Source organism: Micromonospora sp. LOL_014, from assembly GCF_048060245.1.
Classification (GTDB): domain Bacteria; phylum Actinomycetota; class Actinomycetes; order Mycobacteriales; family Micromonosporaceae; genus Micromonospora_E.
This window is the reverse complement of the sequence record NZ_JBHMIP010000008.1, coordinates 121,176-136,363: the sequence shown is the minus strand read 5'-3', so window position 1 is coordinate 136,363 and position 15,188 is coordinate 121,176. Positions and strand designations below refer to the sequence as shown.

The window sequence follows — 15,188 nt, the reverse complement described above, 5'->3', positions numbered from 1 at the left end:
CGTGGACTGGGCCGTGGCGATGATGGTCGGGTCGCGTTCGGCGGGTGCCGTTGCGCCGAAGGGTCCGACCGGCGGCAACCTGGTGTCAGGGTGCGGCTACCGGGCGGTGGTCGGCGTTCGGAGGCTGCCCGGCGGTGGCGTACCGGCGGGCCAGGGTCGTGAATGCGGCGGCCAGCTCCGGCGGGCCGACGACCTCGATGCCGGCGTCGAACATGCCAACGGCGCTCGCCAGACCCACCCACGACCAGGAGCCCAGGGTCAGCCGGCAGCGGCGTGGACCGATCTCCTCGACGACGCCGCCGTAGACGTACCGGGCGACCTCGGCGGCTGGCAGGTCCAGGATCACCTGGCCCCGGCAGGGCCAGGCACCTGAGCTCGCCGAGCCGTCGGAGCCGGCTGAGCCCGCCGAGCCGGCCGCACCGCTTGTGCCGTTCGCGCCCCGGAACCTGGCCGTGACGAACGCGGCGACGCTGTCCGCCGGCAGCTCGCGCGGGGTGAAGCGCGGCCCGGTCGGGGTGCGCGGGGTGATCCGGTCGGCCCGGAAGATCCGCCAGTCGTCGCGGTCGAGATCCCAGCCGACCAGGTACCAGCGTCCCCGCCAGGTGACCAGGTGGTGCGGCTCGACCCGGCGGGGGATGGGCGCTGATCGGAAGTCGAAGCGCAGCACCTCACGGGCCCGTACGGCGTCGCTCACCGCCAGCAGCGTCGCGCTGTCGACCGGCTGCGCGGCGGCCGGCTCGACGGTCGGCCCGGTCGTGACGGCCCCGATCGCCTCGATGGCCGCTACGGCGTCGATCCGGTGGCGCAGCCGCTGCGGCATGACCTGCCGGACGGTGTGCAGCGCCCGCGTCGCTGCCTCCCCGATGCCGGCACCGCTGGCGGTGGCGGTCCGCAGCGCGATGGCGAGCGCGACCGCCTGCTCGTCGTCGAACAGCAGCGGCGGCAGCCGGGCGCCAGCGTCCAGCCGGTAGCCGCCGGCCGGTCCCTTGACCGCCGTGATCGGGTAGCCGAGATCGCGCAGCCGGTCGACGTCGCGCCGGACGGTCCGCGCGCTGACTGCCAGCCGCTCGGCGAGCAGCCCGCCCGGCCACTCGCGGCGGGCCTGCAGCAGCGACAGCAGCATCAGCAGCCGCTCCGAGGTTTTCGGCATGTTTCTCATTCTGACCGTAGTAGCGGACACAACCTGGCCGCTACCGCTGCGAATGTTGCCCCCTGCGCCCGAGACCCGTCGGGCCTGAACCACACAGCAAGAGGCCGACCTTGTCGATCACCACCACCACCTCAACTTCCGCGGCGAGGCGCGCGTACGCGGCGAAACGGTCGAGGAGGTCACCGGCTACTGGGACAAGGTCGTCGACGTCGCTGCCCCGTACAACGGGTAGTCGGGAGCGCGACCGATGACGGTGCTCGACACCCGGGCGCTCAACCGCGCGACGCTGGCCCGGCAGTTGCTGCTTGACCGCGCCGACCTGCCGGCGTACGCCGCCGTCGCCCATCTCGGCGGCCTGCAGGCGCAGGAGCCGCAGGAGCCGTTCGTCGGGCTGTGGAGCCGGCTGCGCGGCTTCGACCCGGCTGACCTGTCGGACCTGCTGCTGCGCCGCGCGGTGGTCCGGACCCATCTGATGCGCCGCACCGTCCATCTGCTGACCGCCGCCGACGCGGTGGCCTGGCGTCCCCGCCACGACGCCATGCTGCGGCAACGGGTGCTCGGGGCGTACCGCCGGGAGCTCGCTGGGGTCGACCTCGACGCGCTCGCGGCGGCCGGCCGGGCGGTGCTGGCCGACGGCGAACCCCGGACGATGACCGGCCTGGCCCGCGCCCTGCCCGACCCGTGGCGGCAGCGCGACCCGAGAGCGCTGGGGGAGGCGCTGGTCGCGGCGCTGATCCCGATGGTGCAGCTGCCGCCGCGTGGGCTGTGGCGTACTGCCGGCGGGGCACGCTACCGGCCGCTGGCGGAGTGGGCGGGCCAGCAGCCGGACCAGCTGACCGGCGCAGCCGGGACCGACCCGGCCGAAGCTAGCACCGACCCGGCCGTAGCCGGCACTGACCCGGTCGGCCAGACGCTGGTACGGCGTTACCTGGCGGCGTACGGGCCGGCCGCCAGCTCCGACCTGCGCGCCTGGTGCGGCCTGGCCGGGCTGCCGGCCGCCGTGGCGGCGGTCCGCGACGAACTGGTCGTCTTCCGCGACCAGCGCGGCCGGCAACTGCTCGATCTGCCCGACGCGCCGCGCCCCGACCCGGACACCCCGGCACCGGTGCGGTTCCTGCCGGCGTTCGACAACGCGATCCTCGGCTACGACGACCGCAGCCGGATCATCGACGACGCCCACCGAGGGCTGTCCGTCGCCGGGGCACGCGTGGTGCTGGTCGACGGCCGGGTGGCCGCCACCTGGACCGTCGACGCCGGCACCGTCACCGTGACCGGGCTGTGTGGCCTCACCCGCGCCGAGCGTGCCGCCGTGGCCGAGGAAGGGGAGCGCGTGGTGGCGTTCCTTACTGACGGCGACAGCCACCGGGTACGACTCACCAACGGCTGAGGGCAGGCCGGTCAGCTCAGGTTTCGCCGCCGCCGATCCGGGCACACCCGGCACCAGGGACGGGAGGGGTGACGACATGGGGCGACGAGACGGCAGCGCCGACCAGGGCCGGGACCAGTTCTCCGAGCACGATCGCGGGCAGGCGTTCGTCGACGACCTGGAGCAGCGGTCGGCGTACCGTCAGGAGATCCTGGACGACGTCGTCGCGCCGCCGAACGACCCGGTCCGGGAGGTGAAGGAGCGCGACCTTGACGACCCGGCCGACGTACCGATCCCGGCCGAGACGCTGCGCGACGGCGGCCCGACCCGCTCCGGTGGCGGCCTGACCACCACCGGTGGTACCGCCGGCCCGGCCAGCACCCGCCGCGCCACCGGCCCCGGTCGGGCCAAAGAGCCCGGCCGGGGGAAGAAGAGCCGCGGTCGGGGCAAGGTGGCGCCGACCACGACCGGTGACGCCACCAGCGGCGGCATGGGTACGCCGGCCGGCGGCACGACCAGCGACGCCACCACCCGCGAGGCGTAGCCCGCCGCCACCCGTGAGTAACCGCCCTGCGGGGTGCCGCCGGTCGGGGCAGGATGGGAAGGGTGACTGACGAGGGCATCAGCGACGGTGGGATCGGCGAGGACGGCGTCCGGGACGAGGGCTACCGGATCGAACGCGACACGATGGGCGAGGTGCGCGTCCCCGCCGACGCGCTGTGGCGGGCGCAGACCCAACGAGCGGTGCACAACTTCCCGGTCTCCGGCCGTACGCTCGAATCCGCCCAGATCCGCGCCCTCGCCCAGATCAAGGGTGCCGCCGCGCAGGTCAACGCCGACCTCGGGGTGATCCCGGCCGGCGTCGCCGAGGCGATCGTCACCGCCGCCGCGCACGTCGCCTCCGGCGGCTACGACGACCAGTTCCCGGTGGACGTGTTCCAGACCGGCTCGGGCACCTCGTCGAACATGAACACCAACGAGGTGCTGGCCACCCTGGCCGCCCGCGAACTGGACCACCCCGTCCACCCGAACGATCATGTCAACGCCTCGCAGTCCAGCAACGACGTCTTCCCGACCTCGATCCACCTGGCCGCTTCGCACCAGGTGGTGCACGAGCTGATCCCGGCCCTCGACGAGCTGGCGACCGCGCTGGACGGCAAGGTCGACGAGTTCGCCACCGTGGTCAAGGCCGGGCGTACCCACCTGATGGACGCCACCCCGGTCACCCTCGGCCAGGAGTTCTCCGGCTACGCCGCGCAGGTCCGCTACGGCCAGGAACGGCTGCGTTCGATCCTGCCCCGGCTGGCCGAGTTGCCGCTCGGCGGCACCGCCGTCGGCACCGGGGTGAACACCCCGCCCGGCTTCGCCGCCGCCGTCATCGCCAGGCTGGCCGAGGCGACCGGGCTGCCGTTGACCGAGGCCCGCAACCACTTCGAGGCCCAGGGCGCCCGCGACGCCCTGGTGGAGACGTCCGGGCAGCTGCGCACCATCGCCGTCGGCCTCTACAAGATCGCCAACGACATCCGGTGGATGGGTTCCGGCCCGCGCGCCGGCCTCGGCGAGCTGCGCATCCCCGACCTGCAACCCGGGTCGTCGATCATGCCGGGCAAGGTCAACCCGGTGGTCTGCGAGTCGGTACGCCAGGTCTGCGCCCAGGTGATCGGCAACGACGCGACGATCGCGTTCGCCGGCAGCCAGGGCGACTTCGAGCTGAACGTGATGCTGCCGGTGATGGGCAGCAACCTGCTCGAAGCGGTCCGGCTGCTGGCCGCCGCCAGCCGACTGCTGGCCCAGCGCTGCGTCGCCGACCTCGCCGCCGACCCGGAGACCTGTCTGGCGTACGCCGAAGGGTCGCCGTCGATCGTCACCCCGCTCAACCGCCACCTCGGCTACGACGAGGCCGCCTCGATCGCCAAGCAGGCGCTCGCCGAGAACAAGTCGATCCGCGCGGTGGTGCTGGAACGCGGCCACGTCGACGCCGGCACGCTGACCGCCGCCGAGCTGGATGCGGCGCTGGACGTTCTGCGGATGACGCGGCCAAGCTGAGTCGGCATACCCTGGTGGGGTGATTACCACCGTGGTGTTCGACGTCGACGAGACCCTCGTCGACCTGCGGCCCGCGGTCACCGGCGCGCTGCAGACCGTCCTCACCGAGCTGCGCCGGCTGACCCCGCGCGCCGCCGAGCTGACCCTCGGCGACATGGCCGACGACTGGGCGGCCGCGTTCGCCGCCGACCCGTCCGCGCCGGTGATGCAGATCCGCCGGGGCGCGCTGGCCCGTTCGCTGGACCGGGTCGGCCTGCCCGAGCAGCTGGACCGAATCACCGGGATCTTCTTCGAGCGCCGGTTCGCGCTCAGCCGGCCGTACGCCGACACGCTGCCCGCCCTGGACCGGCTGCGCCGCCGGTACGCCGTCGGCCTGGCCACCAACGGCAACAGCCGCGCCGACCGGTGCGGGCTGCGCGGCCAGTTCGCCTTCGAGGTGTACGCCCACGTCGACGGCCTGCCGAAAAAGCCGGACCAGCGGTTCTACGACGCCGTACTGACCGCCGCCGGGGTCACCGCCGCCGACCGGGTGGTCTACGTCGGCGACTCGATCCCGCACGACGTGGTCGGCCCCCAGGCGGCCGGGCTGCGGGCCGTCTGGCTGAACCGGCGCGGCGAGTCCTGCCCGCCCGAGGTGTGCCCGGACGCGCAGGTCACCAGCCTGGCGCAGCTGCCCGACGCCCTCGCCGACCTGTTCTGAACCCGACTGCGCTGCTGCACAGCAAAGCGGTCACAGCTCGCCGGCGAGCAGCTGGGACACCGCCTCGGCGGTCGCCTGCACCTGCACGCTGATCGCAGACACGTCCAGGGCGCCCATCGCCACCACCCCGACGCTGGCCTCCATGCCGGGCACGCCGAGCACCGGGGCGGCGACCCCGTACGCGCCGGGCTGCAACTCGCCGCTGCTGGTCACCGGTCCGGGCGTACCGTCGCGGCCGGCCAGGATCGCCCGGCCGGCGGCCCCGCGACCGACCGGGTGCCGCGACCCGGCCCGGTACGCCACGTGGAACGCCGTCCAGCTCGGCTCGACGACGGTCAGCGCCACCGCCTCGGCACCGTCGGCGACGGTCAGGTGGGCGGTGGCACCGGAGGACTCGGCGAGCCGGCGCAGCGCCGGCAGCGCGGCATCGGCCAGCAGCGGCTGTGCCCGCCGGGCCAGCTGCAGCAGCCCGGCACCGAGCCGCAGCCGACCGGCGGTGTCGCGGCGCAGCATGCCGTGCGCGGCCAAGGTGGTGGCCAGCCGGTAGACGGCGGCCCGGCCGATACCGAGCCGGCCGGCGGCCTCGGTGACGGTGATCCCGCCGGTCGCCTCGGCGACCAGGCCCAGCAGGCGCAGCCCCCGATCCAGGGTCTGCGCCGTCTCCGCCCCTCGCGCGTGCACACCGACAGAGTACGGACGGGTGCCAGTCGGTACCCTCGTAGCGTGACGCTCCGTTTGTACGACACCGCGACCAGGTCCGTGCGGGACTTCGTGCCCCGCCAGCCCGGCGAGGTCAGCGTCTACCTGTGTGGCGTCACCGTCCAGTCCGCCCCGCACATCGGTCACCTTCGCTCCGGCGTCAACTATGACGTGCTCCGCCGCTGGCTGACCCACCAGGGGCTGCGGGTCACCTTCATCCGCAACATCACCGACGTCGACGACAAGGTGCTGGACAAGGCGGCCGCCGCCGGTCAGCCGTTCTGGTCGATCGCGTACGCCAACGAGCAGGTGCTGGTTGCCGAGTACCGCAGCCTGAACGTGCTGCCGCCGACGTACGAGCCGCGCGCCACCGGGCACATTCCGGAGATGCACCAGCTGATCGAGCGGCTGATCGAGCGCGGCCACGCCTACCCGGCCGGCGACGGCAGCGGCGACGTCTACTTCGACGTCGCCTCGTACGCCGACTACGGCGCGCTGTCCGGGCAGCGCCCCGACGCGATGCAGCCGGCCGGCGACGGCGCCGATCGGGCCAAACGCGACCCGCGTGACTTCGCACTGTGGAAGGGCGTCAAGCCGGGGGAGCCCGCCGACGCGGCCTGGCGCTCGCCGTGGGGTCCGGGCCGGCCCGGCTGGCACATCGAGTGCTCGGCGATGTGCTGGCGTTACCTCGGCCCCGAGTTCGACATCCACGGCGGCGGGCTGGATCTGACCTTCCCGCACCACGAGAACGAGGTCGCCCAGTCCAAGGCGGCCGGGTTGCCGTTCGCCCGCTACTGGGTGCACCACGGGCTGTTGAACCTGGGTGCCGCGAAGATGAGCAAGTCACTGGGCAACGTCATCGACCTCGATCACGTCGCCCGGCTCGGGGTGCGTCCGGTCGAGCTGCGCTACTACCTGACTGCGGCGCACTACCGGTCCCGCATCGACTACTCCGACGACGTCCTACTGGAGAGTGCCACCGCGTACCGGCGGATCGAGGGGTTCGTCCGGCGGGCGGCGGAGCAGGTCGGCGCGGTCGCCGCCACCGACATGCCGGCGGAATTCGCCGCCGCGATGGATGACGACCTGAACACGTCGGCCGCCTTCGCCGTGCTGCACGACGAGATCCGCGACGGCAACAACCTGCTGGCCGGCGGTGATGATGACGCGGTCCGGGCCAGCCTGGGCCGGGTCCGCGCCATGCTCGTCGTGCTCGGCCTCGATCCGCTCGACCCGGCGTGGGGCGACGCCGCCCCGCGCGACGAGCTGCGTGGCGCGGTCGACGCGCTGATCGCCCTCGCCCTCGACCAGCGGGCGCAGGCCCGCGCCCGGCGCGACTGGGCCGCCGCCGACGCGGTGCGTGACCAGCTCAAGCAGGCCGGCGTCACGGTCGAGGACACCCCGCACGGCCCCCGTTGGACCATTGGAGAGCAGACCTGATGCCCGGCAACTCGCAACGACGTGGCCGGCGGGTCACCCCCAAGAAGGGCACCACCCAGGGCTCCGGCGGCAAGAACCGGTCCAGCCTGGCCGGCAAGGGCCGCACCCTGCCGGCCGATGAACGGCCGTGGCACAAGGGCTACTCCGGCACCGAGAAGCTGCCGAACAAGACGGCCTGGAAGCAGGAGAAGGAACGCCGGGCGGCGGCCGCCGAGGGGCGCACCCCGAAGATCGGCGTACCCGGGACGAAGGACACCACCTGGGGCGGCGGTGGCCGCAGCCGGGGCGGTCCGGCCACCGGCCGGCTGGCCCGGGGCGGTGCCCGGTCCGGGCCGCGGGTCTCCCCGGGCCGCAAGGCGCACCCGCCGAAGGACGCCCCGGAGCTGCTGGTCGGCCGCAACCCGGTGGTCGAGGCACTGCGCGCCAACGTGCCGGCGACCGCGCTCTACCTCGCCCAGGGCATCGACGTCGACGACCGGGTGACCGAGCTGGTCCGGACCGCCGGTGACCGGGGCATCGCGATCCTGGAGATCACCCGGGCCGAGCTGGACCGGATGACCGGCGGTGTGCTGCACCAGGGCGTCGGGCTGCAGGTGCCGGCGTACGCGTACGAGCCGTTCGAGGACCTGCTGGCCGCCGCCGCCGAGCAGCCGGAGCCGCTGCTGGTCGCCCTGGACGGAGTGACCGATCCGCGCAACCTCGGCGCGGTGGTGCGCTCGGCGGCCGCGTTTGGCGCGCACGGCGTGTTCGTGCCGGAGCGGCGGGCCGCCGGGATGACCGCCACCGCGTGGCGGACCAGTGCCGGTGCCGCCGCCCGGACCCCGGTCAGCCAGGTGGTCAACATGACCCGGGCAGTGAAGAAGTGCCAGGCCGAGGGGTTCACCGTGGTCGGCCTGGACGCCGACGGCGAGACCGACCTGTACGACCTGGAGGCCGCGGTCGGTCCGCTGGTCGTGGTGGTCGGTTCCGAGGGCCGGGGGCTGTCCCGGCTCGTCGGCGAGACCTGCGATCTGCGGGTACGCATCCCGATGCACTCCGACGTCGAGTCGCTCAACGCCAGCGTGGCCGCCGCGGTCACCCTCGCCGAGGTCGCCCGCCGCCGTCTGGTCGGCTGACCGGCCGATCGCTGATCAGCGGGTCAGTCACCCGTAGCATGCCCGGGGTCGGTGTCGGGCGGTTCGGGGTGCGGCGGAGGAACAGCGAATGACAGGGCAGGACGGGGACTTCGCCCTCGGTGTCGACCTGGGCACCTCCAACACGGTCGCGGTGCTGCGCTGGCCGGACGGGCGGACCCGACCGCTGCTCTTCGACGGCGTGCCGGTCCTGCCGTCCGGGGTGTTCCTCGGCGACCGGCTGTACGTCGGCCGGGACGCGTCTCGGCTCGCCCAGGCCGACCCGGCCCGGTTCGAGCCGAACCCGAAACGCCGGGTCGACGAGCCGACGGTGCTGCTCGGCGACCATGACGTGCCCACCGCCGACCTGCTGGCAGCCGTGCTCGCCGCAGTGGCCCGGTCGGCGGTGGAGGCGGTCGGCTTCCTGCCGCCCGCGGCGTTGACCTACCCGGCCGGCTGGGGTGCCCGCCGCCGGGAGGTGTTGGCGCACGCGGTGGCCCGCGCCGGTTGGCCGCCGGTGACCTCCGGCGGGCCGGCCACCTCCGGCCCGCCGCCGGTCGGGTCCGGCGCGCCCGGGACCCGGCTGGTGCCGGAGCCGGTCGCGGCGGCCCGCTACTTCGCCGACGTGCTACGCCGACCGGTGCCGGTCGGGCAGGCCCTCGCCGTGTTCGACTTCGGCGGCGGCACCCTCGACATCGCCGTGGTACGCAACGACGGAGTCGACCCGCACGGGCGGGCCCGGTTCGCGGTGATCGGCTCCGGCGGCCTCACCGAGCTCGGCGGTCTCGACCTGGACGCGGCGCTGGTCGAACAGCTCAGCGCGGTGCTCGATCCGCAGGTACGGCAGCAGCTGGCCGCGCCGGCCACCCCGGCGCAGTGGCGCAACCGTCGGCAGTTCTGGGACGACGTACGCGGGGCGAAGGAGATGCTCTCTCGGGCGTCGTCGGCACCGGTCGCCGTGCCCGGCGTGGACCGGGCGGTGCACCTGACCCGCGACGAGTTGGAGCAGGTCGCCACCCCGCTGATCGGTCGGGGCGTACGGGAGACGGCCCGGGTGATCGCGGCCTGCGGCCTCGGCGTCGGCCAGCTCGCCGGGTTGTTCCTGGTGGGCGGCTCGTCGCGGGTGCCGCTGGTGGCCCGGATGCTGCACAGCGAGCTGGGGATCGCACCGACCGTGCTGGAGCAGCCGGAACTGCCGGTCGCCGAAGGCGCGCTGGCCGACCTGCCTGCGCCGGCATCCGTTCCGGCCGCGCCGTCCGCCGTCGCGTCACCCGTACCGCCGGTTGCAGCCGCACCGCCGGTTGCACCCGCACCATCCCCGGTCTCACCCGCACCATCCCCGGTCTCACCCGCACCGTCCGGCCCTGCGCGGCGGCGTCGGCGGCGGCTGCCGTGGCTGGTCGGCGGCGCCGCCCTGGCTCTGGTCGCGGTGACCGTCGCCAGCGTCGTCTACCTGCTGCGGGATCCGGCCCGGCCGATCGAGTTCCGGGCGTTCAGCCAGGTGGGCAAGGCGATCACGGTGCCCGAGGACGCGGACGCCGGGTTCACCCAACTGGTCGACGGCCAGGCGTACGGCGGCTACGTCCGAGACGACGGCCGGCTCGGTGTCGTCGCCGTCGACCCGGCGACCGGCGACAAGCGGTGGGACGAGGCGACGACCGTGCGCGCCGACCGGTGGTTCGGCCTGCGGGCCACCCCGGACGCGGTGATCGCCGTCGCCGACGCCTACAGCAGCGCCACCCGGCCGGTCGCGGTGCTCGACCCGACCGACGGCCGGCAGCTGTGGGATTTCGAGATCCTCGGCAAGGACCAGTTGTTCGTCTTCGACGACATCCTGGTCTGGTCCGACGTGGATGGTGCCCGGCTGGTCGGGCTGGACCTGCGGGACGGCACCGAACGCTGGGCGTACGACAACCCGGCAGACCAGTACGACGCCACCGACACCGCGGTGTACCCGGCGGTGAGCGCCGCCGACCTGACCGGCCCGGCCGGCTTCGACGGCGCCCCCACCACGCCCGACCTGGCCGACGACCGACGGATCGTGCAGCTCACCTCGACCCGGCACGCCCGGGTGTTCGACGCGGGCTCCGGCGAACTGCTCGGCGACCGGTCCAACGTGGCCGCGCCGACCGACCCAGCGCTGGTCTACGCGGGCCGGTTGGTGATCGCGCCGTCGGACAGCAGCGGGTACCGGCTGGCGTCGTACGACCTGTCAGTCTCCGGCGAGCCGGTGAATCTCTACACTCCGGCCGACGACCAGCGGCGGCTGCAGAGCCTCACGCCATGCGGTGGTACCCGGATCTGCCTGCTGGAATCGACCGGCTTCGGCAGCGACACGAACGAACTCGTGGTGATCGACCCGGCCGAGGACGGCGTGCAGTGGCGGGTGCCGGCCGCCGACTTCGAGGTGGTCGTGCCGGTCGGCGACCAGATCCTGCTGCGCCGTACGACGACTCCCTACCTGTCGCTGCTGCTCGACTCCGACGGCGAGGAACTGCTGAGCCGCGACGGGGTGGCGGTCCGGATCGACCGGGCGAACCTGCTGTGGTTCCTGGACGACCCGGGCAGCTACCCGGAGGACGCCAGCGTCGCCGGCGTACCGGCTGCCGCACCGGCCGCCCGGCTCGAACTCGGCGTACTGCAGGGCGTGCGTACCGTGGCCTGCTCGTGGGACCGTAGGGTGATCTTCTGCCCGACCGCTGACGGGTTCGTGACGCACCGGTTCACCGCCGGTTGAACCGGCGCAGCACGGTGTGCAGGGCGAACAGGGTGTAGCCGAGCAGGATCGGCGCGAGGATCGGCATGACCAGCACGGTCAGTACGGCGGCGAGACCGACCACCCCGGCGGCGGCCGGCACCGCCAGCGGTCGCCGTTCGGCGATCCGCCAGCTGGCCCGCACCGCCGCCCGCCAGCCACCGGCGCCCCGGCCGATCTCGACCACGACGAGGCCGGCGAAGCCGGCCACCAGCGCGGCAAGCAGCACGGTGCCGACCAGCATCGCCGTGCCGCCGGGCACCACCTCGGCCGAGATCAGCACGGCGTTGCCGGCGAGCAGGAGCGTGCCGACCACGGCGACCACGGTGGCGACGGCTCCGGGCAGCAGCCCGCGCCAGAATCGCCCGGCCAGGTCCCGCAGATCCGGCCAGTGGCCGTCGACCGTCCACTGGTGGATCGCGGCGCTGGCGGTGGCCAGCGCCGCGCCGGCGGTCAGTACGGCCGCCGACGCGAGCGCGGTGACGATGCCGAGCAGCGCCAGGTCGGTGGCGGCCCGCAGAGTGTCGCGCCAGTCGGCACGGGCCGGTGCCGGGTTGTCCGGCCACTCTGCGGGAGCCATCGACGTCACCCCTTGAGACCGCTGGTGTTGATGCCCTGTACCAGCATCTTCTGGAACGCCAGGAAGAAGAGGAAGACCGGCAGCAGCGACAGTACCGACATGGCGAACATCGGGCCGAGCGAGGTCTGCCCGGTGGAGTCGATGAACAGCCGCAGCCCGATCGGCACCGTGTAGCTCTCCACACTCGGCAGGTAGATCAGCTGGGTCAGGAAGTCGTTCCAGGTCCAGATGAACGAGAAGATCGCCGTGGTGACCAGCGCCGGCCGGGCCAGCGGCACGATGACGTACCGGAACACCCCGAACGGCGAACACCCGTCGATCTTGGCCGCGTCGTCCAGCTCCCGGGGGATGCCCCGCATGAACTGCACCATCAGGAACACGAAGAACGCCTCGGTGGCCAGCAGCTTCGGCACGATCAACGGCAGCGGGGTGTCGATCCAGCCGAACGAGTTGAACATGATGTACTGCGGCACGATCAGCACGTGGCTGGGCAGCAGCAGCGTACCGATCATGATGGCGAACCAGAACCTGCGGGCCCGGAACCGCAGCCGGGCGAAGGCGTACGCCGCCAGCAGGCAGGAGACCGCGTTGGCGACCACGGTCGCCATCGAGATCACCGTGCTGTTCCAGAAGAACCGGCCGAACGAGATGTTGCTCAGGTAGTTCCAGCCGTCCGGGTAGTTCGCCCAGGTCGGGTCCTGCGGGATGACCGACAGGTTGCTGGCCACCTCGGTCGGTGACTTGAGTGACGAGCCCAGCACCCAGATCAGCGGGTAGAGGACCACGACCAGGATGGCGACCAGCACCGCCACCCGGGCGACGCCTCGGGCGGTGCCGCCGGCGGCCCGGCGGCGTGCGGCGCTGCCGCCGTCCGCCGTCGACATCGGAGCAGCTTCGGTAGCCATCAGTCGTTGTCTCCGTCCGAGTAGTGCACCCAGAACCGGCCGGTGCTGAAGAACAGCACCGTGATCAGGCCGATCGCGATCAGGAAGACCCAGGCCAGCGCGGACGCGTATCCCATCTGGAACTCGGTGAAGCCCTTGGTGTAGAGGTACAGCGTGTAGAGCATGGTCGAGTCGACTGGGCCGCCGGTGCCGTTGCTGATCACGAACGCGGCGGTGAAGCCCTGGAACCCGTTGATCGTCTCCAGCACCAGGTTGAAGAAGATCACCGGGGAGAGCATCGGCAGTGTCACGTTGAAGAACTGCCGGATCTTGCCGGCGCCGTCGACCGAGGCCGCCTCGTACAGCTCGGTCGGCACCTGCTTGAGCCCGGCCAGGAAGATCACCATCGGCGCGCCGAACTGCCAGATGGCCAGCACCATCAGGGTCTCCAACGCCCAGTCCGGGTCGTTGACCCACGGCTGTCCGGGGATGCCGAACAGCCCGAGGAAGTCGTTGAACGCGCCGTCGCCGCTGAACATCGCCCGCCAGATCAACGCCAGCGCCACGCTGCCGCCGAGCAGCGACGGCAGGTAGAACAGGCTGCGGAACAGCCCCACCCCGCGGGACTCCCGGTTGAGCAGCAGCGCGACGCCGAGGGCTGCGGCCAACTTCAGCGGTACGGCGACGAACGCGAAGATCAGCGTGACCTGCACTGAGTGGCGGAACGTCTGGTCGTTGACGAACAGGTCCCAGTAGTTCTCAAAGCCCACCCACTCGACGAACTCCCAGGACGACAGGATGTCGTAGTTGGTGAAACTGAGGTAGAGCGAGAAGAGCATGGGGAAGGCGGTGATCGCCATCAGCCCCAGCAGCCAAGGGGAGAGGAAGACGTACCCGGCCAGCCCTTCGCCGTGCCGCCGGCTGCCGCCCTTGGCGCTGCCCCGCCGCTTGTTCGTGTCCGCCGGGGCAGTGTTGGTACTCGTGGCCGGGACGGGTTTCGTGGTCAGGGCCACGATCTGGCTCCTTTCTCGGATCACGGGTCGTGGTGCCCACGGCCCGGATTGCGGTCGTGGTGCCCACGGCGTCCGCCGGGGGCACCACGACCGCGCAAGTCCGGCCCGGACCTACTTGAGGGTGGCTTCAGCCTGTCGGAAGAACTCCGCCGCGGCGTCGGCCGGGCTGGCCTGGCCGTAGGTGACGCTCTCGGCGACCGTGGTCAGGGTGGACCGCAGCGGTCCGTGGCCCTGCGGCGGCGGTGCCGGTGCCGGTCCCATCTGCGGGATCAGCGCGTTCTCGAACTCGACCGTCGCGGTCATGTACGGGTCGTCGAGACCCGCCTGGACCGTCTCCCGGTTGTCGATGTTGGATGGCAGGCCCCGGTCGACGCCGAGGATCTGCGCCGCCTCCGGGTCGTTGGCCAGGAAGTCGATGACGTCGGCGACGACCTCCGGATGCTCGGTGGAGCGCGACCCGGCCCAGTACAGCGATGCCCGCGCCCACTGGCCCTTCGGGTCGCCGGGGTAGGCCACCATGCCGAGTTCGCTCTCGGTCGACTTGCCCAGCTCGGAGAGCTGGTTCGACCACATGAATGAGGTGGCGCCCCTGCCGGTCACCACCAGCTGGTCGGAGACGCCGCCGCCGACGGCCTCGTGTACCACGTCGGCCGGTGGGGTGGCCCCGGCCTCCCGGGCGTCCAGCCAGAACTGGAACCACTCGGTGAGGTCGGCCTCGGTGAAAGCGAGCTGCGACCCGTCGTAGAACTCCTTGCCCTGCGAGCGGAGCCACAGCCAGAGCGCCTTGTAGTCGGAGCTCGGATCCATCGCGCCCCAGTAGCCGTCGCCGGCCGCTTCGGTCACCTGAACGCCCCAGGCGATGAACTCGTCGTAGGTCCAGCCGGTTTCCGGCTCCGGCAGGCCTAGCTCAGTGATCTTGGTTTTGTCGTACACCAGGGCCGGGGTGTTCTCGCCGGCGGCGACCGCGACCTGTTTGCCGTCGATCTGCCCGTACTGGGTCAGGCTCTCCGGGTGGTTGCTCAGGTCGATGGCCCCGGATTCCACGAACGGGGTGAGATCCAGGGTGACGTTGCGTCCGGCGTACTCGGCGAGGCCGTTGTCGTCGATCTGGAAGATGTCCGGCGCGTTGCCGCCGGCCGAGATGGTCGCCAGCTTGTCGTAGTAGCCGGTGAACGCCTGCCAGGTCGGGTTGATGGTGACGTTTGGGTTCTTCTCCTCGTACAGGTCGAGGGCCTGCTCGGTGAGCTCGGCACGGGACTCGCCGCCCCACCAGAAGAACTCGATGGTGACCGGCGCGTCCGGGTCGGACGAGCCGCCGTCGTCTCCGCAGGCGGCGGCGCCGAGGACCAGCGGCACGACAGCGGTGGCGGCGATACCGCGCAGCAGGCGGCGCCGGCCGAAGGGGGTACGGTGAGCACGCTGGGCAGGCATGTTCGCCGTCGG

Annotated in this window: 13 protein-coding genes; 7 read left to right on the top strand and 6 right to left on the bottom strand. The window is 72.6% G+C overall.

Going from position 1 to position 15,188, the window contains the following annotated elements:
• Positions 1 to 85: 85 nt before the first annotated feature.
• Complete coding sequence (locus tag ACFHW1_RS09495; RefSeq protein WP_416615249.1) at positions 86 to 1,150, bottom strand: helix-turn-helix transcriptional regulator; 1,065 nt, start codon at positions 1,148 to 1,150, stop codon at positions 86 to 88.
• A gap of 247 nt (positions 1,151 to 1,397) precedes the next feature.
• On the opposite strand from ACFHW1_RS09495, the gene ACFHW1_RS09490 reads away from it, so the two are divergent.
• The 4 genes from ACFHW1_RS09490 to ACFHW1_RS09475 all read left to right on the top strand — a co-directional run bounded on the left by ACFHW1_RS09490 (position 1,398) and on the right by ACFHW1_RS09475 (position 5,262).
• Positions 1,398 to 2,537 carry a winged helix DNA-binding domain-containing protein gene (locus ACFHW1_RS09490; RefSeq protein WP_416615248.1) on the top strand — a complete coding sequence of 380 codons (1,140 nt, stop codon included), beginning with the start codon at positions 1,398 to 1,400 and terminating at the stop codon, positions 2,535 to 2,537.
• Positions 2,538 to 2,613: 76 nt separating this feature from the next.
• Positions 2,614 to 3,060, top strand: a complete 447-nt coding sequence (locus ACFHW1_RS09485) for a hypothetical protein (RefSeq protein ID WP_416615247.1) — start codon at positions 2,614 to 2,616, stop codon at positions 3,058 to 3,060.
• Between the two features lie 53 nt (positions 3,061 to 3,113).
• Positions 3,114 to 4,562: a class II fumarate hydratase gene (locus tag ACFHW1_RS09480; protein WP_416551925.1), complete on the top strand. Its 1,449-nt coding sequence runs from the start codon at positions 3,114 to 3,116 to the stop codon at positions 4,560 to 4,562.
• 19 nt (positions 4,563 to 4,581) lie between these two features.
• Positions 4,582 to 5,262 (top strand): HAD family hydrolase, encoded by a 681-nt coding sequence (locus ACFHW1_RS09475; RefSeq protein ID WP_416551924.1) that lies wholly within the window; start codon positions 4,582 to 4,584, stop codon positions 5,260 to 5,262.
• Between the two features lie 30 nt (positions 5,263 to 5,292).
• On the opposite strand, the gene ACFHW1_RS09470 is transcribed toward ACFHW1_RS09475, so the two are convergent.
• A complete protein-coding gene (locus ACFHW1_RS09470) occupies positions 5,293 to 5,943 on the bottom strand; it encodes a helix-turn-helix domain-containing protein (protein WP_416551923.1) in 651 nt (216 codons plus the stop codon).
• Positions 5,944 to 5,985: 42 nt separating this feature from the next.
• Here ACFHW1_RS09470 and cysS point away from each other — a divergent pair, with 42 nt between their 5' ends.
• From cysS to ACFHW1_RS09455, 3 genes are all read left to right on the top strand, one after another.
• Positions 5,986 to 7,401: a cysteine--tRNA ligase gene (cysS, locus tag ACFHW1_RS09465; protein WP_416551922.1), complete on the top strand. Its 1,416-nt coding sequence runs from the start codon at positions 5,986 to 5,988 to the stop codon at positions 7,399 to 7,401.
• On the top strand, positions 7,401 to 8,516 hold the full coding sequence (rlmB, locus tag ACFHW1_RS09460; RefSeq protein ID WP_416551921.1) for a 23S rRNA (guanosine(2251)-2'-O)-methyltransferase RlmB: 1,116 nt from the start codon (positions 7,401 to 7,403) through the stop codon (positions 8,514 to 8,516). The genes cysS and rlmB overlap by 1 nt, the downstream gene beginning before the upstream one ends.
• Positions 8,517 to 8,604: 88 nt before the next feature.
• Entirely contained in the window at positions 8,605 to 11,250 is a 2,646-nt protein-coding gene (locus tag ACFHW1_RS09455; RefSeq protein ID WP_416615246.1) for an Hsp70 family protein, read from the top strand.
• Here ACFHW1_RS09455 and ACFHW1_RS09450 read toward each other — a convergent pair.
• The 4 genes from ACFHW1_RS09450 to ACFHW1_RS09435 all read right to left on the bottom strand — a co-directional run bounded on the left by ACFHW1_RS09450 (position 11,237) and on the right by ACFHW1_RS09435 (position 15,176).
• A complete protein-coding gene (locus ACFHW1_RS09450; protein ID WP_416551919.1) occupies positions 11,237 to 11,848 on the bottom strand; it encodes a hypothetical protein in 612 nt (203 codons plus the stop codon). The two genes, ACFHW1_RS09455 and ACFHW1_RS09450, sit on opposite strands and share 14 nt — an antisense overlap.
• A 5-nt stretch (positions 11,849 to 11,853) precedes the next feature.
• A complete protein-coding gene (locus tag ACFHW1_RS09445; protein WP_282232480.1) occupies positions 11,854 to 12,753 on the bottom strand; it encodes a carbohydrate ABC transporter permease in 900 nt (299 codons plus the stop codon).
• On the bottom strand, positions 12,753 to 13,745 hold the full coding sequence (locus ACFHW1_RS09440) for a carbohydrate ABC transporter permease (RefSeq protein ID WP_416551918.1): 993 nt from the start codon (positions 13,743 to 13,745) through the stop codon (positions 12,753 to 12,755). The genes ACFHW1_RS09445 and ACFHW1_RS09440 overlap by 1 nt, the downstream gene beginning before the upstream one ends.
• Before the next feature lie 111 nt (positions 13,746 to 13,856).
• Positions 13,857 to 15,176 (bottom strand): ABC transporter substrate-binding protein, encoded by a 1,320-nt coding sequence (locus ACFHW1_RS09435; protein ID WP_416551917.1) that lies wholly within the window; start codon positions 15,174 to 15,176, stop codon positions 13,857 to 13,859.
• Positions 15,177 to 15,188 lie beyond the last annotated feature (12 nt).

What these genes read in the sequence shown, in the direction of transcription:
- ACFHW1_RS09495 (WP_416615249.1), bottom strand. Translation starts at nt 1,150, where the DNA reads ATGCCGAAAACCTCGGAGCGGCTGCTGATGCTGCTGTCGCTGCTGCAG.
- ACFHW1_RS09490 (WP_416615248.1), top strand. Translation starts at nt 1,398, where the DNA reads ATGACGGTGCTCGACACCCGGGCGCTCAACCGCGCGACGCTGGCCCGG.
- ACFHW1_RS09485 (WP_416615247.1), top strand. Translation starts at nt 2,614, where the DNA reads ATGGGGCGACGAGACGGCAGCGCCGACCAGGGCCGGGACCAGTTCTCC.
- ACFHW1_RS09480 (WP_416551925.1), top strand. Translation starts at nt 3,114, where the DNA reads ATGGGAAGGGTGACTGACGAGGGCATCAGCGACGGTGGGATCGGCGAG.
- rlmB (WP_416551921.1), top strand. Translation starts at nt 7,401, where the DNA reads ATGCCCGGCAACTCGCAACGACGTGGCCGGCGGGTCACCCCCAAGAAG.
- ACFHW1_RS09455 (WP_416615246.1), top strand. Translation starts at nt 8,605, where the DNA reads ATGACAGGGCAGGACGGGGACTTCGCCCTCGGTGTCGACCTGGGCACC.
- ACFHW1_RS09450 (WP_416551919.1), bottom strand. Translation starts at nt 11,848, where the DNA reads ATGGCTCCCGCAGAGTGGCCGGACAACCCGGCACCGGCCCGTGCCGAC.
- ACFHW1_RS09445 (WP_282232480.1), bottom strand. Translation starts at nt 12,753, where the DNA reads ATGGCTACCGAAGCTGCTCCGATGTCGACGGCGGACGGCGGCAGCGCC.
- ACFHW1_RS09435 (WP_416551917.1), bottom strand. Translation starts at nt 15,176, where the DNA reads ATGCCTGCCCAGCGTGCTCACCGTACCCCCTTCGGCCGGCGCCGCCTG.